We start from the raw sequence: 21,832 nt of genomic DNA on the forward strand, positions 1-21,832 counted from the left end.
CTCCTTAGTTTGCTAATCGATTGTTATTATAGTCAAACTAGCGCTTATTTAAGAAACGAGTCAATTGACCTTGAATAAGCGACGCTTGACCCGGTCTCTTCTCCAACAATTGCTGTTTTAGCAAACGGTGCAGCTGCTGATCGGAAAGCTCACGACGTTTCACTTCCGATTGCTCGCTTACAATGGTCGCATCGTCCGATTCCTTTGAAACCGGATTCATCACTTGCTTAATGCCAGCGATGTTAACACCCTTCTCAATCAATGATTTAATTTCCAAAAGCCGTTCTACGTCATTAAACGAAAATAACCGTTGGTTTCCTGCGGTTCTTGCAGGCACGATCAATTCATGCTGTTCGTAATACCGGATTTGGCGGGCGGTTAAATCCGTCAGCTTCATAACGATGCCGATAGGAAATAAGGCCATATTTCTGCGAATATCATCAGCCATGTCGCATCAACCTTCCAGTCGCTCATTTATAAGTTCATTCTAAACGTTACAATATAAATGTGTCAAGTTATGTAAGGTTTAATCACAATTAAACCACTTTCCACAAGTCGATATAACGCAGTCAAAATCCCATATTTTGCATGAGCGTACGTTAGGCCGCCTTGCATATATGCAATGTAAGGTTCACGTATAGGTGCGTCAGCTGACAGCTCGAGACTACCGCCTTGAATGAACGTTCCTGCCGCCATGATGACAGCATTCTCATAGCCAGGCATGTCCCACGGTTCGGGCACTACATGCGAATCTACCGCTGCAGCCTGCTGAATGCCTTGAACGAAAGCGATCAGATGCTCAGCTTGTCCAAAACGAACAGCTTGAATAAGATCGGTTCGCGGCTCGTTCCATCGCGGCTTCGTCACGAATCCAAGCTCCTCAAATAGTGCTGCAGCCAGCACGCTTCCTTTTATGGCTTGTCCCACTAAATGCGGTGCCAAAAATAATCCTTGGAACATAAGGCGAAGAGTGCCTAACATCGCACCAACCTCGCCACCTATTCCTGGAGCGGTCAATCGGTATGCCGCTGCTTCTACCGCCGAAGCCGTACCGGCGATATAACCTCCCGTTTCGGCTAAGCCTCCGCCCGGGTTTTTAATTAACGAGCCGGCCATTAAATCTACGCCAACCTGAGTAGGCTCCAGCAGCTCTGTAAATTCCCCGTAGCAGTTGTCAACGAATACAAGCACGTCCGGCTTTATTGCTTTGACGCGCTTGACGATATTTTCAATCTCAGCCACGGTGAAAGAAGCTCTCCAATCGTAGCCGCGTGAGCGCTGAATGCCGATAACCTTCGTCTTAACCGTAATCGCTTGCTCTATAAGCTGCCAATCCAGGCCGCCATCCTCTTGCAGAGGAACCTCTGAATAGATGACTCCCCAGTCCTGCAAGGAGCCGGTACGATCACCAGGTTTCCCAATGACCTTGTGGAGTGTATCATAAGGTCTGCCCGTTACATAAAGCAGCTCGTCACCAGGCCGGAGCACACCAAACAATGCGCAGCTGATCGTATGCGTACCGGATACAAAGTGGGGCCTAACGAGCGCAGCTTCTGCTCCAAAGACGTCCGCATAAACAAGATCCAGAATTTCACGTCCGCGATCATTATAACCATAGCCTGTTGAACCTGTAAAATGAAAATCGCTCACATTGTGACGCTGAAATGCTGCAATAACCTTCCACTGATTCCGTTCCGCTATCCTATCAACGCTGCGAAAGGATTCCGCTGCAAGTTCTTCGGCCTGTGCGGCAAGTTGTTCTAAATGCTCCCATAGCTTCTGATTCTCATGTTGCAATTTCATTCCGATATCTTCTCCCTCAAAGTTTTGCGAAGCAAAATTCACTTCATAAGCATACGCTTAGTTTTGCAAAGCAAAACTTACTTCAAAAGCATGCGCTTAGATTTGCGAAGCAGTATTCGCTTCGCAAAACAAGATTCTCCAATGTTCTAACATTCGGTTACTTAATATATTGCTTTAACCGGTGCCCATGCTGTTCATATTCTTGTTTACTGACCTGCACCGTTAAGCGCAGCAATTCCTCTTCAACCTCTTGATTAATAACTTCTCCGCTGCGATACGCCAGTGCGATGAGGTCCCCTCGCTCAGCAGGAACAAGAAAGGTTAACGTATCTCCGCTCAGCTTATCTTGAATCGTCTGCTTCAGGAGCTCAAGGTCATCAGCTTCATAGGCACTGATTACAAGGTTATCTCCGCTTGTAATCGGCAAATCTGCCAAAGTACCGTTATTTATGCACATATCCTTCTTGTTATAGACCATCACGTAAGGCTTATCGGCTGCACCGAGATCGCCCAAAATTTTATTCACGACAGCAATCTGTTCATCCCGCATCGGAGAGCTGCTGTCAATGACATGGAGTACAAGATCGGCCTCGCAAACCTCCTCCAGCGTCGCGCGGAAAGCTGCTACAAGATCATGAGGCAAATTTTGAATAAAACCTACCGTATCTGTAATTACGACTTCTCTGCCGTTCGGCAGCTCGAGAGTTCTTGAGGTCGGATCAAGCGTTGCGAATAATTGATTCTCAACATAAACGTCGGCCTGCGTTAGCTCACGCAGCAAGGTCGATTTGCCGGCATTCGTATATCCGACCAATGCTACTTGGATCACACCCGATTTTTTGCGGCGCTCGCGGTGAAGCTTACGGTGGCGAACGACCTCCTCAAGCAGCGTCTTGAGGTCAAAAATGCGATCACGAATATGACGGCGATCGGTTTCGAGCTTCGTTTCCCCCGGTCCACGCGTACCGATTCCTCCGCCAAGCCGCGACAGATTTTTGCTTTGGCCAGAAAGACGCGGGAGCAGGTAGCTGAGCTGGGCCAGCTCAACCTGTATAATCCCTTCGCGCGTTTTGGCCCGCCCGGCGAAAATATCCAGGATCAGCTGGGTCCGGTCAACTATTTTCAGATCGAGTGACTCCTCCAGGTTACGAACCTGAGCCCCCGATAGCTCTTGATCGAATATCGCAGTCGTAGCGCCAAGCTCATCAGCTAACGCCTTAACCTCCTCCACCTTGCCTTTACCGATAAACCATTTGGAATCGGCTGTTTCCTTATTTTGCGTAATCGTCGTAAGCACTTCAACACCCGCTGTTTCCGTGAGCTGAACGAGCTCTTGAAGCGACAGCTCGGGGTCTCCGCCCTTCCGCTTATCGTTAGAAGTGACTAAGCTTATCAAAATCGCTTTCTCAGTCATATTGGGGTTGGTATCGAATGTTTTCTCGCTCATCTCATACTCCTTCTTAAACTACGCCGTCATTATGACTTCGTGTCCCACTTCAAATCCTCAGGTCTAATTGTCATAAGCTCCTGCTTCGCGGGAACAGAGCTGGCATATTGCGTAAGCAGGCGAACGGCCTGAAACCTGATCGCCTTCTCAATCGAATTTCTGACATATCTGGCATTGCTGAACGAAAACATCGTACCCAGCTTCTCCTGCATCAAATGCTGCCTTAATTTAAATATGGTCTGAGGCAGCAAAATATAATCACGGTCTTTTGCCATGAGCTCGCTAATTTGAATCAATTGATCAACCGAATAGTCCGGGAATTCAATTTGGATCGGAAACCGCGATGGCAAGCCGGGGTTCGTAAGCAGGAAATCTTCGATTTCGGCAGGATAACCAGCGAGTATAAGAACAAATTGATTTTTATGATCCTCCATAGCCTTTACAAGCGTATCGATAGCTTCCTTGCCAAAATCCTTCTCGCCCCCGCGGGCAAGGCTATACGCTTCATCCACGAACAGTACGCCGCCGATTGCTTTGCGCACGAGATCACGCGTCTTCTGTGCCGTATGTCCGATATATTCGCCGACCAGATCAGCCCGCTCCACCTCGATTAAATGTCCTTTCGTCAGGACACCCATCTTCTGAAACAGCTTTGCCACGATTCGGGCGATCGTCGTTTTCCCTGTCCCCGGATTACCCTTAAAAATCATATGATACACATGAGAGCCGCCAAATAAACCTGCTTCAGAACGCATCCGGCTAATATAGAGCAAGGCATATATTTCGTAAACAAGTGATTTTACATTTTCCATACCGATCATCGGTTCGAGCTCTTTCTGGATATCGGCATAATGATCCACGCTTGGCAGCGGCTTTACCGCCGGGAGCGGTTCCGTCTCTAAGGCATGAGCAGATGCTCCTGTCTGAAAGGTTTCTTGGCTTCTAAGGACCACATTAATTTGACGGGAAGGCCTTGCGGAGCCATTTCCGGGTCCCGATATGACGTGTCCACTCATCTGTCGCATCACCTATCCTTTGCATCGAAAGCTGTAGCGGCTGACCGCACTACAAGTTTATTCTAGCTTGCAGCAGCATATTAGCAGATTTACAGCGCCGAATCAGAAGAGCGGATACCGAAAGCGAGGAGCAGCGAGTCGACCTTCCATTTGGTGAAAGCAAGTACTTCGCGCGACTCATTATAGACAGGGTTAAGCACCTTTGACTTTGTAGCTGCCACTTGAAACTGCTCAAAATCAAGCTTTTTGGCGATTTCCTTTGATCTTGCCGCATGATAATCATGCGTGATGACAATTAGTTTCGCCAGCTTATGCTGCTCTGCGATCTGCTTGCTGAACGAAAGATTTTCATATGTACTGGTCGAATTTTCCTCTAGCAACAGCTTGTCAGCTGAAATACCTTTTGCAATTAAATAGTCGCGCATACCCTCGGCCTCCGTCTTGACCGAACCGTTACCGTCATGGCCGCCAGACAAAATAAGCATGTCCACCGTTCTAGACTTATACAATAAAAATGCGAAATCCAACCGTTCCTTCAGAGCCGGGCTTGGCACGTCATCCCATAAGGCAGCCCCCAGCACGATACCGGCATCAGCCTTGGCTACAGGCTTATCCGCCTCAAATCCATTAATTAACCACAATAAATAACCGCACCAAAACACACCTGCACATATGATCCAGGCAACAACACGAAACAGGAGCAGCCACGGACGATTTTTTTTCATTCGTTTACGCGATCTGCTCCTCCGACCAGTAGCCGTATTCATGATTCGCTTAATTCCCCGGTTCTCTCGAGCAAGCTCTTCCGGTGTTTAAGACTGAGCGTAAAATAACGAAACCGGCCATTGCGGATACTCGATAGTAATTTGCCGGCCGTTTTACGCGCGAGTGCTACATCTTTTCCATTGACGTCACCCTGTCTTAACGCATCCTCCAGCTCATCCTCATCCATGAGGAACACTTCACCGCTCGGCAGCACTACAACATCCAAATAAAGATCATCGAACCAAGGCACCTGTTGATCCGTTAAGCCTTGCGTTTTGCACACATCGATATACCACTGCACGACGCGTCCCTTATCATCAAACATGGTCGTTACGACAAAATGCTCGCCTCTTGGGAAATGCTGCATCCATAAGTAGCCGCGATCGGCCAAACAAAGCCTCCGTCCGTTATATTCCTTCCATAACGGCTCACGCAATTCATGAATCCGATAAAACGTAACGAGACCTTTGAACTCATCGCCGTCAAGCGCTAGGCATGAATAGCTTTTGCGCAAGATACGCCGCCAGTTGGCCCGGTCTGAAAATTTTCTCTTCATACGGAACGTACCTTTCCGTTCATTTGGGAAAAGCTCGAAATGCCTGCATACCACTACTTGGCTTAGTAAAAGCATCGAACACATCGCGACTGACGACAGTTGAAATTAACCTATAAAAAAAGATTACCATATCTTAACGTCCATCTCCAGCAGACAGACAAAATAAACCAAGCACTCCGCCATAAAATAAAAAATACCGCCTCAATGAGGCTGTCATGCTGAGCAGATCCGGCAAAAAGCTTTACCGAAAACGAAACGAAAAGATTGAGCGAAGCTTCGCGGACGTTAAACGGCTCCATCGGTTTCACTATTGCCATTTACAGGGTCTGCGGAATGTGACCGAGCCAGCCCTCATGACCGCAGTCGTTCAGAACATGAAAAAGATGCCTTCCACCTAGAGCGGAAGGCAATCAATTTAATTTCATCTCCGACTTTAACCTTTAGAACTGACGTAGCCGGGTCAAATTTAATTAATATCACATTCGAAAATCGTCAAGATTAAGATGTCCAAATCCATCCGTGCTGTTATCGTTTACCTTGATATACAGTTCTTGGCCCAAATATTGCGATACATCCCAAGTCACCCGGCGATAGCTTTCTGTACCCGGCCCGGTTTCTTTAAAAAGTTCTACACCGTCAGAAGCGCGGACCAATGCCACATACAGCTTGTCGATCTGATTGCCGCCCCCGATTAGGAAGCTGATCTTCCCATTGCCGGATAGAATGAAATTTTCAGATTTTAACACGCCGGTTCTGTCGTCTGAACCTGCTTTATGTCCCCACAAGTGACGGCTTCCCGTGAAACCGAAGCTGCCGCCCCAGAAGCTTCGGTCGGATGTCACGTCCTGATTGGAGTATATATTGCCGCTGACGACTTTCCAGCCGGTTAAATCGCCCGTCTCAAAACCGGGGTTTGTCAGGCTCCGCAGAATAGCTTCTCCGGAATAACCGGAGTCTGCCTGTCTTCGAAGTGTCCGTTCCAAGCCTTTTTTGGAGACCTCCACATTTTGGAAGAAAAATGTATCCTTCTGTACGAATAGACCGAAGCGTCCTTTTTCGTATGCTTGATTACTCGCTGTAATCGCCAGGTTGCCATTAACGTAGACGATGATTTTGCTGCCGGAAGCAACGACTTTCATATGGTACGATTTTCCGGGTTCGATTGGCATCCGGTAAGCAGCTATCGTTTCATTATCGGATGAATTGTACAGTCTGACTACATCTGAAACGGCATCCAGACTTGCCGCGTAGCCTTTCGAACCGTCTTCGTTCGAGCGAAATACTAGACCGCCTGTTCCGAAAGCGGACTCGGAGAGCTTAATATCCGCATCGTAGGTAAAATCTTTTCCCGTTTCCGCCGCCATAGCATACGATTTTTCCGTTCCGCGCCCCATCTTGCCTTCGATCGTATCCACCCATAATCCGTTTGCCGGTTGCCATTTCGTCAGGCTTCCTTTAAAGGGATTATTTTTCCATACCTTGTCGAGAGAATAAATGTGCAGGGAGTTCAACGTCACTTTCCCGCCTGCCGCATAAAGCTCTACCCCGGTATCCGAAGCATCGGGGAAGATTTGGTCGGTGATGACTCTCTCTCCTTCATTGCCGAAAACTTCTACGGAAGACCTGTCGACAAAGATATGCATCGTAACCTTATTATTCTGTACCGTGAGCGGGGCTTCATGCCGTTTGGCAAACTCACCGTTGAAATCGGATTTTCCCGAGCGGGTGCGGTCGACAAATAATGTTCCGTTTTGTCTGCCGAATCCGACTGTTGTTTCGTTTCTTTCACCTTTACGAACTTTAAAGCCGAATTCATCGGCAGTCGTATTCTGATCCACTTGAAATTCAGCAACGATTTCAAGCGTTTCCCCGTTTATATCAGAAAGCTGGTTGATGCCCGGCTGCACCACTTGATCGGAAATGCTTATGATCGAATGACGGAGCTGCTTTAATTGAGATACGGGCGTTTGAACCATTTGGATCCCTTCCGGCAGCGTTTTTAATTCCATTTTCCTCACCAGTGAAAAAGCGCTTCTCCATGTTGAAGTTGGGGTGTCGTTGGCGTATTGCCAGTTGCTCATCCAGCCCAGCCATAGTCTGCTGTTTTTGTGATCCGGATCGTCACTCCATGTGACGCCTGCATAAAAATCAGCGCCGTAATCGGCCCATAACGTCGTGTTGGCGGGATTGTCATTGGTAAACGTCTTTCCGTCGAAATCGCCCACGAAATACTGCATGCCTGATCCGCCGGCAATGGCGCCATTGTTAATGCTGACGGTCAGCACCCATTTCTTCTTGTTCGGATTTCCGTCTACCGGCAGAGAAAATAAATCGGGACATTCCCAGACGCCGTCAGGTGCACCGTTTGGTTTACCGAATTCACTGACGTACGTCCAATCTTTCAAATTGGACGAGGTATAGATCATTGCTTTCTCTCCGGCTGCCAGAATCATTACCCATTGACGGGTCTCTTCATGCCAGAACACTTTAGGATCCCGCCAGTCGACATTCGGCGGATTCGGCATAATCGGATTTCCTTCATATTTTTCCCACGTTCTTCCTTTATCGTTGCTGTAGGCAATGCTTTGTACTTGCTTGTCTTTCGCTTGCGTGAAAATCGCGACGAGAGGAGGATGCTTAGGATCCGTTCCAAAGCCGCTTGTATTGTTCCAATCCACAACCGCGTTGCCGGAAAAGATATAGCCGTGCTCATCAGGCTGTAAAGCGACAGGCAGATGTTCCCAATGCACCAGATCCTTGCTGACCGCATGTCCCCAGTGCATAGGGCCCCAGTGGGTATCGAAAGGATGATATTGATAAAATAGATGGTATTCCCCCTCGTAATAAACCATGCCGTTGGGATCGTTCATCCAGTTCGCTTCCGGAGTAAAATGATATTGTGGACGAAAAGGCTCGTTATAATAAGAACTCTGCTCTTGTTCAACAGACTTATTCAGATCTGGAAAAATCAAGGCAAAAAATGTAACGATAATGATGGACATTACAGCTAAGATGAACCATAAAGCGCGTAATTTGATATTTTTGAACATACTGCTTACTCCTTTCAATTCGAGTTTGACACCACACCAGAATCTGCAGCGCGAATTTATTTCCGCTAAAAGGCAACAAAAAAAGACCTAAAATGGTTAAGGCTAAAAACAGCGAACGCTGTCCATTAGCATTAACACATTTGAGGTCTTGCCTGCATAACAGTAACAATCCTGTGTGTTTCCACTCATTCTAATTGTTTTAGACAAAAATCACAATGGTCGAATATTGTTTAACTTCCAATCTTATCCAACAATCTTACCGCCTCAATGAGGCGGTATTCATCGTTAGCGCTCGATAATATCGATCTTTTTTATGATGATTTTTTCAGTTGGCAGGTTGTTTTTCAATGGTGTTTTGGAAATCGTCTGGACGACATCCATACCGCTCTCCACCCTGCCAAAAATCGTATAATTAGGCTCCCGGTTTAAATTCGCGGCATCTGGTCCCGTGCAAATAAAAAACTGGCTGCCTCCCGAATTCGGCTTGCTGGCGTTTGCCATAGCTACAATGCCTTCTTCGTATTTCATTTCCGTACTAAGCTCATCTGGTATCGAGTAGCCTGGCGTCCCTGTGCTGTCCCCTTTTGGATCCCCGCTTTGAATCATAAAGGATTCGATAATACGGTGAAAGGATAATCCTTCATAGAAGCCTTCACGTGCCAGAAAGACGAAATTGTTTACCGTTACCGGCGCTTCATCCGTGAACAGCTTGACAGTAAAGTCGCCTTTAGTAGTATGAAACTTCGCTAAATACGATTTATCGAGATCAATCTGCATTTCAGGCATCTTATCCCAGCGCATCGTCTTGGCTGAAGTTTCAGCGCTATTCCCGCTTATTAGACTTAAACCGCCCTTGCCGCAGCCTGCAATCAGCATAACTGCTGCGGCAAGAGTGATTAAATAAAGGAATCGCGCTTTCTTTCTATTCGCCATTACTAACCACCCGTTCCTTGCTTATTGCCGCCGGTTTCAGAGTTTTCTAAAGCATTAGTGCTAATTCCATTACCCGAGCCGTCGCCAGGGACCTGCGTAGCCGCGGGTTTATCCGTTTCGGCTCCGGGCTCCAGTGTCACTTCAGGAATCTCAATATCGCCGGTCGGCTCAGGCGTCGCTTCCCCGCCGTCCCCTTCCAGCGGCGGTGAAATTTCACCACCGTTAGGATCGAGTGGATCAGGCTCCATCGGAACTTCCGGAATGATTTCCGTTTCCGGAATAACGACCGTAATTTTCTGGGAAGGCGGGCTTTCCAGATCATTCTCTGCGTCATATGCCACGACATAATATTCATAAGTCATGCCCGGGAATGCGCTCATATCATCTACCCCAGTCGATGTGAGCGAATCTACAAAACGAATGAATTCACTTTCTGAAGCTTCCTTGCGGTAAACTTGATAAGTGACTTCACCGTCCTGATACGGATCCCAAGACAATTGGACCTTCATCTCTTCCGGGATAAATATCGCATTAAAATTGGTTACTGCTGCCGGCGGCTTATTTTCTTTAATGCCTTGCGGTTTATTAAAGCTTGACTGAGGTACATTTTTCATCGCGGACCTCATGACCTTCGAGAACATGGCAGCTGCTTGACTGCTGCCTGTCTTTAGGATGTGGTCCCTATCAGTCTTATCGTATCCCATCCATACGGCAGCTGTCCACTCCGGCGTATAGCCGACGAACCAAGCATCGCGAATTCCAGAGCCCTTGTAATTAGGAATACCATGCTGTGTCGTACCCGTTTTCCCCGCAAGCGGACGGTTGATAGCAGCTCTCGAGCCCGTGCCGCCCTTCTGTACGACCGTCTGCATCATCTCCGTCAAATAATAAGCCGTTTCTGCGGACATCAGCTGCCTGGAAGCAGGGGCTTTGTAGGTAAACGAATAGTTGTTTTTCCCTTCGATCTTGAGGATCGAATGCGTATCAACAGACTTCCCTCCATTAGCGAACACGCTGAACGCGGTTGCCATTTGCATTGGAGTCGTTCCCGTCGTCAAACCGCCAAGTGCAGCCGTTAAGTTACGGTCTTCATCGTCTAATTCGAAACCAAGCTTACTTGCAAAAGCAAAGCCCTGCTTCAATCCGATCTGATTCAGCATCCATACGGACGCCAGGTTACGCGAATCCTTGATCGCTTGCTGCATCGTAACGGGGGTCGCTCCCCATCTGTCGGTCGGGCAATAATTTCCGTAGCATCTCTTGTCATTGGCAAGGACAGTCCACGGGAAGTACTTCCCGGACTCAAGCGCCGGCCCATATGAAATAATCGGCTTGAATGCTGATCCAGGCTGACGAGGGACCTCGACGCGATTAAGTCCCTTCTTCACATAATCACGGCCGCCCGATAAAGCTTTGATGGTGCCGTCGCGGTGATCGATAATAACCATCGCGCCCTGCACCTGCTGATCATCCTTACTGCTTTCAAAGTTATCATCGTCGTTAAACTGCGTATCCAGCGCATTTTGCGCCTCTTGGTTAAGCGAAGTGTAAATACGGTAGCCGCCAATCCGGAGCTCTTCTTCGGAAAGATTCGTAACCTCCATCGCCTCTTCAATCACGTAGTCGACGAATGCCGGGTACTTGTCCGTATTTCTTTCCTCATGATTTTTTGGAATCTCGTACACAACCGCTTTCGCTTTCTCCATCTCTGCAGCCGTAATGTAGCCTTGATCGTACATAAGCTTCAAAACGACCGCTCTCCGATTCATCGAATCCTCTGGATGGTTAATCGGATTGTAGCGGTTAGGCGCCTTCGGCATAGCGGCAATCGTCGCAATCTGCCAAAGCTCCAGCTTATCAAGGTCGGTGTCAAAATAATATTTTGCCGCTTCCTTGACTCCGTGCACTCTCTTGCCAAAAAATATCCGGTTCAAATACATCGTCAAAATTTGCTGCTTTGACATTTGATGCTCGAGCGCGACAGCGATTGACGCTTCCGTCGCTTTACGGAAAAATGTTTTGTCAGCGGTTAGAAACACGTTCTTGGCAAGCTGCTGGGTAATGGTACTGGCACCCTCTACAGCGCTGCGCGCAACAACGTCCTTCACAACAGCGCGCCCGATAGCAAAGAAATCGATGCCGGAATGCTCATAAAATCGTTGGTCTTCCGTTGCAACGATCGCATTCAGCAATTGTTCAGGAATTTCTGAAAATTCTGCAATCTCGCGGTTTTCATTCGGATCGTACAATCTTGAAATTTCATTTTCGTTTGCATCGTAAATAATTGACGCTTCACCGAGATCAAGCTTATTGGCATTTTCGGTCAAAACCCGCTCGCCGTTTAAAATAATAAGCAGGTACCCGATGATACCGCAAATGATTGCGATTACCGCTGTGAAGAATAATCCGTAAAACCATTTACGTCCTGATATTTTCTTTTTCCTCTTCTGTTTCGGTGCAGTCTTCCTGTTCGGTCGTTCAGCCATAGCCGACTCCCCTCCTGTTGTTCCTTAGTCCGTCTAATTTATCATTGCCACGAAATGAAAAGAGCAACCCAGCTTGGAGCGGGTTGCTCTTGCATGCCGCTATCTAGTTAAACGATACACGATATTAGAAAGTTTCACTAATTGCTTTAACCTATGATTCGGAACCGTTATGATCCTGCTGCATAAGAGAAACATTCCGCTGCGGGGTAAACGTCGAAATAGCATGTTTATATACCATTTGTTGACGGCCTTCGCTGTCGATGATGATTGTAAAGTTATCGAACGCTTTAATAACGCCCCGAATTTGGAAGCCATTCATTAAGAAAACCGTAACCGGTATGTTGTCTTTGCGAAGTTGATTTAGGAACGTATCTTGAATATTGATCGATTTGTTCATTGGACGTTACCCCCGTCTTAAAAAGATTGATTAGAAGTATATTCAAGATTAACTTGAAACTTTCCTGCTAGTATACCATGAACGGTTTGCAAATTGTTGTGAAAATTTCCACCCATGTCGATCCAATGAATGTCATTCATATGTCGAAACCATGAAAGCTGGCGTTTAGCAAACCTTCTTGTGTCCCGCTTGAGCCGCTCTACCGCTGCTTCGAGCGAGCAATTTCCACGCAAATAATCCGCAATCTCCTTGTAGCCAAGACCCTGCATCGCAACAGCGGCAGGCGGCAAATCTCTTTCCAGTAACTGCCTCACCTCTTCTACTAGCCCTTGCTCCATCATCAAATCTACCCGCTGCTCTATTCTACGATACAACTCCGCACGGTCCATAGTCAAACCGATTATGCAAAGCTCGTATGGCGACTCCTTCGTTTGACCTGCTTGCTGCTCGGAAAAAGTCTGCCCCGTCAGATGATAAACCTCAAGCGCCCGAATAACGCGCCTAAGATCATTCGGGTGAAGCCGCTCTCCTGCCGGAGGGTCAATCGCAGCAAGCCGCTCATGCAGAGCCTCTGCGCCGTGCTCGGCCGCAAAGCGCTCTTGCTCCTGCCGGAAAGCCTCGTCGGAACCGATATCCGCAAACTGAAATTGGTAACATACCGACTCTACATACAGGCCTGTTCCACCAACGATAAAAGGCAGCTTTCCCCTTTCAGCTATTTGCTCGATGGCACGGGTCGCGCCTGCTTGGAAATCAGCGGCGGAATAGGCCTCATCCGGATTGCAAATGTCGATAAGATGATGCGGGATGCCTTCACGCTCTTCTAACGGGATTTTGGCCGTCCCGATATCCATCCCGCGATAAACCTGCATTGAATCCCCGGAAATGATTTCGGCATTCCAGGCTTTAGCTATATCGAGGCTCATTCGCGTCTTGCCTACCGCTGTCGGGCCGATGAGGATGAGAAGCGGCTGCTTCTTCAAATTTTGCCTTTCATTGACTGGCTGCGTACCGTTTAATTCTTCACTCAAAGCTGTATCACTCCATATGCGATTTTCGAAGTATTCACATGCCGGCGCTCGAAGCCAAGTCTCGCAAACTCTCCGCTTGCTTGATGCTCCTTAAGAACTACGCTTTTGCGGGCGACCCGCTTCGCCTGTTCGATAACCTCGCCGGATAAAGCGTCCATATTAGCGATAGAACGAAGCGGCTCCATCGAGCTCGACTCGTTTAACGGCTGCCTGAACATGGGGTCGAAATAAACGATATCGACGCTTTTATCAGGCAATCCCGTCAAATATTCCATATGATGATCACATTTCATTTCGATGCGCCTCATCGCTTCATTCACATCCGGAAGGCTTGTCTGATAGCCTGCCAAACCCTCGCGAACGAGCGCACACAGCACGGGCTCGCTTTCGATTGCCGTGACGGCGCCCGTAGGTCCAGCGGCATAAGAGAATACGAGCGAATCCGAAGCTAGACCCGCTGTGCAGTCGATAATCCGGTCCCCCTCTTTACAGCCCGAAAGCTGGATGAGCGGATCCGTTTCGCCGCGGCGCAAACGCTTTACACGAACGAACGCCATGCTGGGATGAAAATAAAGCGGTGTGTCTGATTGTCCGTCATAAAAGCGGACCTCCTCCTCAGTCACCACCACTAATCGCTTATCCCGGCTTAGCGTCATAAGCTTATTGACTGTTAAATTTCCGCGTGCTTTAAGCGCAGCTGAGAGCTCGTCTGACAGCCGCCTGGCTTGCTCCAAAGCGCGTGCAGACGGCTTAGCCGTCGTTGTGACGATCACGACATCACCCGCTTAAACATTTTTTCCAGCTGGTAGGTCGATAGATGCACAATGATAGGACGGCCATGCGGGCAGGTGTAAGGCTGCTTGCAATTCGCAAGCCTGGCAAGCAAGGTCTCGCCTTCCTCGCGGTTCATCCGGTCATTCGCCTTGATCGATGCTTTGCATGCGCACATAATGGCCGCTTTCTCCCGCAGCTTGCCGATGTCAATGGACTTCCGCTCAGAAATGAGCAGATCCGCCATCTCCTCAAGCAAGGACTGCTCCTCGCCCTGCGGCATCCATTCGGGGTATGAACGGACGAGAAACGTCTGCGCGCCGAAAGGTTCCAGCTCGACCCCGGCTTGTGCAAACATAGGAATAAGGTCCCTTAGCTGCGATGCCTCACCCGTTGTAAATTCAAGCGTCAGCGGAACGAGCAATTGTTGGCTGGCCGCTTCAGGATTGCCGAATTTATGAAAATAATACTCATAATTAATGCGCTCATGCGCCGCATGCTGATCGATCAAATAGAGACCATCCTGAGACTGAGCAACGATATAGGTGCCATGATGCTGACCAATCCAGTACAGCTCAGGAAACGAAGGCTGCTCCGCAGCGTCATCAACAGCCGGCAGTCGGGCTTCCGGAGTTTCTGCTGCAGCCGGTTCAAATGTGCCGGCATCGCCGGAAGCACTTTCCGGAGCTGGCGGCAGCGCTTCAAATGGCTCATTCTGATATTCAGCCTGCTCTGATTCAGGCTCAGCTTGTATCCATACTGATGGATCTGTCCTTTGCGATTGATTTAACAGCTCAACCATTTGATCTGTATTGGGTTTAACCGCATCGGAAACGGTTGATGCGGCTTGCTCCCAAGGCGCTGATACCTCGCGGACAGCGAATGCTTCCGCATCCGGGACTGGCGGCGCATAAAGCTTCTCTGCTGCATTCCGGGGAACGTACTCCCTATCAATGACCGGTGCCTTGTAAGAGACTGCAGACGTTTTTTTCGTCTCTGTCGGCTGATACGGCTTGAAGGACTCTGCTGCCGGCTCTGGACGGTGAAACGAAATGGCATCCTGCACGAACAACGGCTTGGAGCGCTCCTGCCTGCTGCTTGATTCAGGCCCCGGAATATGCCGCTGGCGCCCGAGCACAGCTTTGACAGCATCCTCAATCATGGTGCGCAGCTCCGGCTCCTTGCTGAATCTGACCTCCATCTTGGACGGATGGACGTTGACGTCAAGCAAGCTTGGATGCATTCCGAGCTCCAATACCGCTAGCGGAAAACGATTGATTGGAAGAAGCGTGTGGTACGCTTGCAGCAACGATTGATTGATCGTATGGCTGCGTATGAAGCGTCCGTTAACGATTGCGGTAATTCCGTTCCGATTGGCCCGTGTCAGCTCAGGCTTCGAAATGTAGCCGCGCAGCTCGTAATCGGCAGTTTCCGCTTCTACTTGCAGCATGATCTTAGCCGTATTAGACCCATATACAGCGGCAATGACCTGCAGCCTGTCGCCAGTCCCGAGCGTACGCAGCAGCACATTTCCGTTGTGCTTAAACGTAAAGGCAATACCGGGGTGTGCAAGCGCGATCCGGTTGATATAATCGGAAATATGGCCAAGCTCGGTTTGAATAGCCTTCATATACTTAAGACGCGCGGGAGTATTGTAAAATAAATCTCGCACGGTCATTTCCGTTCCTTGCGGCGCGTTTGCCGGTTCATCTATCGTGAGCTTGCCGCCTTCAATAACGATGCGGCGCGCAAGTCCCGTAGATGTCTCCGATGAGATGCACTGCAGCCGGGAAACGGCGGCAATACTCGGCAGCGCTTCCCCCCGAAAGCCCAGACTCGCAATGCGAAAGAGATCGCTGCTCGTCGAGATTTTGCTCGTCGCATGACGTTGAAACGCAGTAACGATGTCAGAAGCCTCTATGCCGTAGCCGTTATCGATGACTCTTATTAGCGACAAACCGCCTTCTTCAATCATAATATCAACCGTTGTGCTGCCGGCGTCGACCGCGTTTTCAACAAGCTCCTTTACGACCGATGCCGGCCGTTCGACTACTTCGCCTGCGGCTATCTGGTTGGCAAGCTGCTCGTCCAGCACTTTGATTTTTCCCATGACGTTACGTCTCCCCCTTCCGCCCAGCTAGTCGTTCAATTTACTCTTCATATCATTCAGCCATTGCATCGCTTGCATCGGCGTTAAGTTAAACAAATCCAGCTTCCGCAATTGCTCAGCGAGCTGCTCGGCCTTCGGATTTGTTTTCCTCCGTGCAGGCTCGGCCTCCTTAGCGGCGGCAGGCTCATCAAATATCGAAAGCTGCACGATCCCGCGCGACTCTGCAGCCATCACGGCTTCCTTCCTCTCCTCCGTTAACAAGGAAGGCTGCTGCGCATAAGAATAGGTGCGCTGAGATCCATGGGCTGCTGCAACTGCCGCTGATGCTGCCATTGGCAGATCAGCGGCAGCCGGCTCATCAAGCAGCTCGTAAGCTCTGCCAATAATAGACTGCGGCAGGCCGGCCAGTTGAGCGCAATATATGCCGTAGCTGGTGCTCGCTGCGCCGGGAATGAGCTTACGCAGAAACGTTACATTATCGCCGCTTTCTTCGACTGCCATACGTGCATTCGTAAGCGACGGCAAAGAATCTTCAAGATGAGCCAGCTCATGAAAATGCGTCGATACAAGCGCTTTGCAGCCGATATGATGATGGACATACTCGATTACCGCCTGCGCGATCGCCATTCCTTCGCCGGTTGAAGTGCCGCGGCCGAGCTCATCGATAATAACAAGGCTATTCGCCGTTGCCTTCTCTGTCATCAGCTGAATATCTTTCATCTCCACCATGAAGGTGCTTTGGCCGCCTATGAGATCGTCAGCTGCGCCTATCCGGGTGAAAATGCGGTCTATTAGCGGAATAACAGCCGACTTTGCAGGAACGAAGCAGCCCATTTGAGCCATGATGCATATGAGTGCCACTTGGCGCATGTATGTGCTTTTGCCAGCCATATTCGGGCCTGTAATTAGCAGCATCCACTGCTTGTCCTTGTGAAGCCCCGTGCCGTTTGAAATAAAAGGCGTTCCATCCATCATTGCTTCAACGACAGGATGTTTCCCGTCCTCAATGTGCAAATCATAGCTTTCCGTTATTTGCGGGCGTGAAAAACGGCGCTCCGCGCTGACCGTCGCTAACGATTGGTACACGTCAAGCTCGGCGATGATTGCGGCTGCCTTCTGAAGCCTGTGCAAGTGTAGAGACAAATGATCCCGGAGCCGGGTGAACAGCTCATGCTCCAAATCGACCATTTTGTCCTCCGCCTCGAGAATCAGCCTCTCCTTCTCTTTCAGCTCCGGCGTTACGAATCGCTCAGCATTGGCAAGCGTCTGCTTGCGCTCGTATCTTCCTTCCGGCAAGCTGGACAAATTCGCTTTGGAAACCTCCAAATAGTAGCCGAAAATTCGGTTATAGCCGATTTTTAAATTTTTGATGCCGGTTGCCTCGCGCTCCTGGCGCTCAAGCTCAGCCAGCCATTTCTTGCCGTTCGTGCTTGCTTCTCTCAATTGATCCAAATAGGCATCATAGCCGGGACGGATAAGTCCGCCCTCCCGAATGGTGACCGGAGGTTCGTCGACAAGCACCTTCTCGATAAGATCAGCTAAATCAGAGCAGTTGTCCGTCCCCTCAACGAGCGATTGCAGCACAGCTGAGCCGGATCGCTCGCAAAGATCCGTCAGCTGCGGAATCCGGCGAAGGGAGCTTCGCAGAGCATTCAAATCGCGTCCGTTCGCACTGCCGAAGGCCACTCTGCCAACCAGCCTTTCGAGATCATAAATCGGCTGCAGCTCCTTACGGATATCGTCTCTTAAAATTAAATCCAGATATAAGGTTTCGACCGCATCCAAGCGGGCTTCTACAGCAGCGCTGCTGAGCAGCGGCTTATCAATCCAGCGGCGCAGCAAGCGCGCGCCCATCGACGTTTGCGTGCGGTCCAGCAGCCATAAAAGCGATCCCTTCTTGTTGCGGTCGCGAACCGTTTCGGTAAGCTCCAGATTTCTTCTTGTATAGTGATCCAGAATCATGTACTGATTAGGCTCATAGCTCGTTATCGTACGCACATGTCCGAGGGAACGTTTCTGCGTTTCCTCCAAATATCCAGTCAAGACGCTAACGGCGAGAAGCCTTGCTCCCGTTATTTTGGCAAGCTCGCTCTCCCCGAATTGCTCCGTCAGCTTGTCTGCTTCCATCGGCTCGCGCGCCGTTAGCAGCAGCTGCTTATTCCAAACCGCCGCGGCTTGAACGGCTTCCAGCAGCCGGCCATCGCCCACAAGCTCGGAAGGCTGGTAGACGTTTATTTCATCGATCAACGCTTCGATATGCTCAGGAAACGACGTCACATAAAGCTCGCCTGTCGATAAATCGCAAGCGGAAAGCCCAAGCATGCCGCCGGCGCTGACGATTGCGGAGATAAAGTTATTCACTTTGCCTTCCAGCGCCTTCGATTCCATGACCGTACCGGGCGTAATAATGCGCACGATTTCCCGGCGCACGACGCCCTTTGCCGCTGACGGGTCTTCAACCTGCTCGCAAATCGCTACTTTATAGCCTTTATCCACCAGTCTGCTGATATAGTTTTCAGCGGAATGATAAGGCACGCCGCACATCGGAATTTTTTGCTCGCCACCGCCCTCCCTGCCAGTCAACGTAATTTCCAGCTCGCGGGAAGCCGCTATCGCATCGTCAAAAAACATTTCATAAAAATCGCCTAATCGAAAAAACAAAAATGCGTCCTTCGCTTCTTCTTTTATTGCGAGATATTGCAAAATCATTGGAGTATAGCCAGCCATTTCCGATCCTCCTCAAAAACGTTTATATCATGACGCTTCGTCCGCATCTCAATATTTAATATTATTAATTACATACGCAAGTCCGATTATGTCTTGTTTCCCACGCAGTAAACATTAGATACTTATTATAACAAGCGGAACAGATGTGCGCCATAAGCGAAAACGGTGAACTCTCTCCAGAACGAGAAACGGAATAAGGGCGCCATACGATTTGCTTTCAAATGTAGGCGCCCGTATTTTCAGATTTGACATGCTAACATCCATTATTGGGGTATCCGCCATTTGGCGCGGATATCCGAGCTCTCGTCCCACGTCGTGCCGCGCCGCGCAGCCTCGAACAACGGCTCGATAAAGCGTGCGAGCGATTCATAGCCGGGAGTGGCGGAGATGGATGCGGCAAGGCCGTCTAAGCAGCCGGCCAGCCCGGAGCGGTCGCCGGCGTAATAGGCTTCTGCATACCGCTCTTCCAGAGCAGGTATGTAGTCAATGTTTAGCGCCTCGCGAGCGCACAGCAGCGCCAAAGCGAAGGCAGCTTTAGCCGCTGCCGGCGAGATGAGCCAGCTCGGCAGCGTCCGGTATTCGAACCCGCCATGCGGCTGCTGGCGAAAGTCCCCGAGCGTACCGTAACGGGGACGGCGGGCCCGCCCTGCGGGGTCCTCAATAAGAGCGAGCGGGAATGCCGCGTAGCTGTCGAGCAAGCGGAGCAAGCGGCTCGTTAGCGGCGCTCCGCTGATGTGGATGTGCCCGCCGAGCGCAAGCCCCGGCACGGGCATCGCTCCGGCGGCCCAGCGCAATGCGGGGTCGCTGATGCGTTCGGCGGCGCGCAGCAGCAGCCGCCGCACGTTCGCGGCGAGAGCGGCCGGGCTTTCGGCCGGCTCGGGCCGCAGCTCGGCGACGGGATAAAGAAGCCGTCGCCCGATACGCACGGCGTCGGCCCCTGCTGCCCCGCCGACGCCCGCTCCAAAAAACCGAGACGCCGAAGCCACCTTCCCGGCCGGCGTCACAAGCACAAACTCCGGATCGGCGCCAATAAGCAGCTGCCGATCCGCTGCCTCCGCTGTCGCCGCCGCATGCCAAGCGGCGAACCGCCGCAGCACTGCCGCCTCCAGCCTCGTATCACTCAGCTTCGGCCAAGCGGTGCGGACGGCTGTTCGCCCGTCCCCGCCAAGCGAGATCACGGCCTCACCGATATCGAGGCCTAACGTATACAGCGCCGAAACGGCGGTACGAATTACCCGCCGCATTACGGGATCCTCCGGCCAGCCGCCACTGCCCGCAGGCAGCAGCGGCTTACCGTGCATCGGTTTTCCAGAGGCGTCCATGCGCACCATTTCCACCGGCTCCAAATGAACAATGCCAACGCGATACAAACGTTCACTCTCAACCTCAGGGCCTCCGCAAAGGCCGGCTCGGCGCCATATCCGAAACTTCTCTGCTTCCGGCAGTTTTATGGTGCTGTGGCCATTAATATTAAGCACCCAGACGCCTTTAAAGCGGCTGCAATCGATCGTACGGGCATCCGACCATGCGATCACCGCATCGCCTGCCTTCACTTCGGTCCATGGCTGCGCATGCAGCGGCTGTCCGTTCCGTTCCCCAGAGACATGCGGACCGTTTTCATGATATGTAACCCTCTCCAGCCTGTCGTAACTGCCCCTCCATATCCACGTCGAAGCCATCGCGCTTCCCGCCTTTAATCATTTTTGACAGAGCTGATTTATACGCCTGAAAAGATTTCCAAAAAAAAGAGGGCTTTCGCCCTCGAATTTACTGCTCCCGCAGCATATGATACCTTGACAGCAAAGCTTCCCGGCTTGCTTACAGCTCTTCGTCCAGCAAATCCGGATCCAAATCCTCATAATCGTTATCGCCGAGGCTGAATTCCAGATCCTTGCCGTCCAGGTCGCCGCAACCGCCTGGAAGTACTGCTACGCAAACCTTAGTCTCGGCAACCAGCTCCACCGAAAACTCACGTTCTACACGAATCACAACACCGGAGCCGTTCGAAGAAATATTCGCTTCGATACAATTCGGCTCCTGTATCACGTCGGCTGACACTTCCACTGTAGAAGGCCGATGCTTCGGATCTACATAGGAGAGGTTGACATGCTCGACGTAATGCACGGATTCCTTAGCTACGTCTGTTTGCGAGTTTTTGCTGTACGAATACCAAATGTTGATATCGTAAGTACCAATTACCTCAATGCCGTCGCCCGAACGAACCGCTTCATACTGATGGTTGATTATCCATGCTCCCAAAATACTGGTTGGATGATGAGGCGGTGTTACGGTATGGGTTACAGTGGAAAACTTACGACCTTTTCCGCAGACAGCTTTAGTAATTATTTCTCTGTACTGGAGCTGTTTATCTGCAATAGTCATTGATTTAACCTCCTCCATACAATCATTCATTTAAAGTGTATGCAGGACATTCGTCTAGGGTGACTGTTTATTTTCTCGAAATATAAGATTATATAAGTTTCATACTTATAGCGATCCATATAGATCTTTGCGGAACGTTAGCTAGAACCGTACGAGGCCGGATGTAGCTGTTACGCTTGAAATATAAGAATACATAAGTCTCACACTTATAACGGTGCTTATATTTCTCAGCTAAACGCATGCTGCGCCGCTACTAGTCGCCGCCAGCCATCTACGCTTGAAATACAAGATATTATAGATTCCTCACCTATAAACATACTTACATTTCTGAACGAAACGATAGCTGCGTCTCCCCTAG

At 50.0% G+C, this 21,832-nt stretch carries 16 protein-coding genes and 1 pseudogene; 1 reads left to right on the plus strand and 16 read right to left on the minus strand.

Annotation, left to right across the window (positions count from 1 at the left end):
• Positions 1-37 precede the first annotated feature (37 nt).
• The 6 genes from AC0YNZ_RS05930 to AC0YNZ_RS05955 form a co-directional block, all read right to left on the minus strand.
• A complete protein-coding gene (locus AC0YNZ_RS05930; protein ID WP_053376247.1) occupies positions 38-448 on the minus strand; it encodes a MerR family transcriptional regulator in 411 nt (136 codons plus the stop codon).
• A 62-nt stretch (positions 449-510) separates the two neighbouring features.
• A complete protein-coding gene (locus tag AC0YNZ_RS05935; protein ID WP_475825752.1) occupies positions 511-1,803 on the minus strand; it encodes a methionine gamma-lyase family protein in 1,293 nt (430 codons plus the stop codon).
• Positions 1,804-1,960: 157 nt separating this feature from the next.
• Positions 1,961-3,250: a GTPase HflX gene (hflX, locus tag AC0YNZ_RS05940; RefSeq protein WP_475825753.1), complete on the minus strand. Its 1,290-nt coding sequence runs from the start codon at positions 3,248-3,250 to the stop codon at positions 1,961-1,963.
• Positions 3,251-3,279: 29 nt separating this feature from the next.
• Positions 3,280-4,266, minus strand: a complete 987-nt coding sequence (locus tag AC0YNZ_RS05945) for an AAA family ATPase (RefSeq protein ID WP_475825754.1) — start codon at positions 4,264-4,266, stop codon at positions 3,280-3,282.
• An 89-nt stretch (positions 4,267-4,355) separates the two neighbouring features.
• A complete protein-coding gene (locus AC0YNZ_RS05950; protein ID WP_475825755.1) occupies positions 4,356-4,991 on the minus strand; it encodes a YdcF family protein in 636 nt (211 codons plus the stop codon).
• A gap of 38 nt (positions 4,992-5,029) precedes the next feature.
• Complete coding sequence (locus AC0YNZ_RS05955) at positions 5,030-5,587, minus strand: ribonuclease FAU-1 family protein (protein WP_110770330.1); 558 nt, start codon at positions 5,585-5,587, stop codon at positions 5,030-5,032.
• A gap of 197 nt (positions 5,588-5,784) precedes the next feature.
• Between AC0YNZ_RS05955 and AC0YNZ_RS05960 the strand changes: the two are divergent.
• Positions 5,785-5,985, plus strand: a pseudogene (locus tag AC0YNZ_RS05960) (transposase); the annotation flags it as partial.
• A gap of 78 nt (positions 5,986-6,063) precedes the next feature.
• On the opposite strand, the gene AC0YNZ_RS05965 reads toward AC0YNZ_RS05960, so the two are convergent.
• The 10 genes from AC0YNZ_RS05965 to AC0YNZ_RS06010 all read right to left on the minus strand — a co-directional run bounded on the left by AC0YNZ_RS05965 (position 6,064) and on the right by AC0YNZ_RS06010 (position 21,474).
• Entirely contained in the window at positions 6,064-8,637 is a 2,574-nt protein-coding gene (locus AC0YNZ_RS05965) for a glycoside hydrolase family 32 protein (RefSeq protein WP_475825756.1), read from the minus strand.
• Between the two features lie 285 nt (positions 8,638-8,922).
• A complete protein-coding gene (locus tag AC0YNZ_RS05970) occupies positions 8,923-9,570 on the minus strand; it encodes a peptidylprolyl isomerase (protein ID WP_475825757.1) in 648 nt (215 codons plus the stop codon).
• A gap of 2 nt (positions 9,571-9,572) precedes the next feature.
• Positions 9,573-12,056 carry a transglycosylase domain-containing protein gene (locus tag AC0YNZ_RS05975; RefSeq protein ID WP_475825758.1) on the minus strand — a complete coding sequence of 828 codons (2,484 nt, stop codon included), beginning with the start codon at positions 12,054-12,056 and terminating at the stop codon, positions 9,573-9,575.
• Between the two features lie 151 nt (positions 12,057-12,207).
• On the minus strand, positions 12,208-12,453 hold the full coding sequence (gene hfq / locus AC0YNZ_RS05980; protein WP_110770334.1) for an RNA chaperone Hfq: 246 nt from the start codon (positions 12,451-12,453) through the stop codon (positions 12,208-12,210).
• A 17-nt stretch (positions 12,454-12,470) separates the two neighbouring features.
• Positions 12,471-13,484, minus strand: a complete 1,014-nt coding sequence (gene miaA, locus AC0YNZ_RS05985) for a tRNA (adenosine(37)-N6)-dimethylallyltransferase MiaA (RefSeq protein ID WP_475825759.1) — start codon at positions 13,482-13,484, stop codon at positions 12,471-12,473.
• Positions 13,481-14,257, minus strand: coding sequence for a class I SAM-dependent methyltransferase (locus AC0YNZ_RS05990; protein ID WP_475825760.1), 777 nt, complete (start codon positions 14,255-14,257; stop codon positions 13,481-13,483). The genes miaA and AC0YNZ_RS05990 overlap by 4 nt, the downstream gene beginning before the upstream one ends.
• Positions 14,254-16,365: a DNA mismatch repair endonuclease MutL gene (gene mutL, locus AC0YNZ_RS05995; protein WP_475825761.1), complete on the minus strand. Its 2,112-nt coding sequence runs from the start codon at positions 16,363-16,365 to the stop codon at positions 14,254-14,256. The genes AC0YNZ_RS05990 and mutL overlap by 4 nt, the downstream gene beginning before the upstream one ends.
• A gap of 27 nt (positions 16,366-16,392) precedes the next feature.
• Entirely contained in the window at positions 16,393-19,092 is a 2,700-nt protein-coding gene (gene mutS / locus AC0YNZ_RS06000) for a DNA mismatch repair protein MutS (protein ID WP_475825762.1), read from the minus strand.
• Positions 19,093-19,355: 263 nt separating this feature from the next.
• Positions 19,356-20,771, minus strand: coding sequence for a putative amidoligase domain-containing protein (locus AC0YNZ_RS06005; protein WP_475825763.1), 1,416 nt, complete (start codon positions 20,769-20,771; stop codon positions 19,356-19,358).
• Between the two features lie 139 nt (positions 20,772-20,910).
• Positions 20,911-21,474 carry an outer spore coat protein CotE gene (locus tag AC0YNZ_RS06010; protein WP_475825764.1) on the minus strand — a complete coding sequence of 188 codons (564 nt, stop codon included), beginning with the start codon at positions 21,472-21,474 and terminating at the stop codon, positions 20,911-20,913.
• Between the last annotated feature and the right edge of the window lie 358 nt (positions 21,475-21,832).

This window comes from Paenibacillus sp. J2L1-98 (assembly GCF_056269405.1).

What these genes read in the sequence shown, in the direction of transcription:
- AC0YNZ_RS05945 (WP_475825754.1), bottom strand. Translation starts at nt 4,266, where the DNA reads ATGAGTGGACACGTCATATCGGGACCCGGAAATGGCTCCGCAAGGCCT.
- AC0YNZ_RS05965 (WP_475825756.1), bottom strand. Translation starts at nt 8,637, where the DNA reads ATGTTCAAAAATATCAAATTACGCGCTTTATGGTTCATCTTAGCTGTA.
- mutL (WP_475825761.1), bottom strand. Translation starts at nt 16,365, where the DNA reads ATGGGAAAAATCAAAGTGCTGGACGAGCAGCTTGCCAACCAGATAGCC.
- AC0YNZ_RS05970 (WP_475825757.1), bottom strand. Translation starts at nt 9,570, where the DNA reads ATGGCGAATAGAAAGAAAGCGCGATTCCTTTATTTAATCACTCTTGCC.
- AC0YNZ_RS05935 (WP_475825752.1), bottom strand. Translation starts at nt 1,803, where the DNA reads ATGAAATTGCAACATGAGAATCAGAAGCTATGGGAGCATTTAGAACAA.
- AC0YNZ_RS05975 (WP_475825758.1), bottom strand. Translation starts at nt 12,056, where the DNA reads ATGGCTGAACGACCGAACAGGAAGACTGCACCGAAACAGAAGAGGAAA.
- AC0YNZ_RS05930 (WP_053376247.1), bottom strand. Translation starts at nt 448, where the DNA reads ATGGCTGATGATATTCGCAGAAATATGGCCTTATTTCCTATCGGCATC.
- hflX (WP_475825753.1), bottom strand. Translation starts at nt 3,250, where the DNA reads ATGAGCGAGAAAACATTCGATACCAACCCCAATATGACTGAGAAAGCG.
- mutS (WP_475825762.1), bottom strand. Translation starts at nt 19,092, where the DNA reads ATGGCTGGCTATACTCCAATGATTTTGCAATATCTCGCAATAAAAGAA.
- AC0YNZ_RS05950 (WP_475825755.1), bottom strand. Translation starts at nt 4,991, where the DNA reads ATGAAAAAAAATCGTCCGTGGCTGCTCCTGTTTCGTGTTGTTGCCTGG.
- AC0YNZ_RS06010 (WP_475825764.1), bottom strand. Translation starts at nt 21,474, where the DNA reads ATGACTATTGCAGATAAACAGCTCCAGTACAGAGAAATAATTACTAAA.
- hfq (WP_110770334.1), bottom strand. Translation starts at nt 12,453, where the DNA reads ATGAACAAATCGATCAATATTCAAGATACGTTCCTAAATCAACTTCGC.
- AC0YNZ_RS06005 (WP_475825763.1), bottom strand. Translation starts at nt 20,771, where the DNA reads ATGGCTTCGACGTGGATATGGAGGGGCAGTTACGACAGGCTGGAGAGG.
- AC0YNZ_RS05955 (WP_110770330.1), bottom strand. Translation starts at nt 5,587, where the DNA reads ATGAAGAGAAAATTTTCAGACCGGGCCAACTGGCGGCGTATCTTGCGC.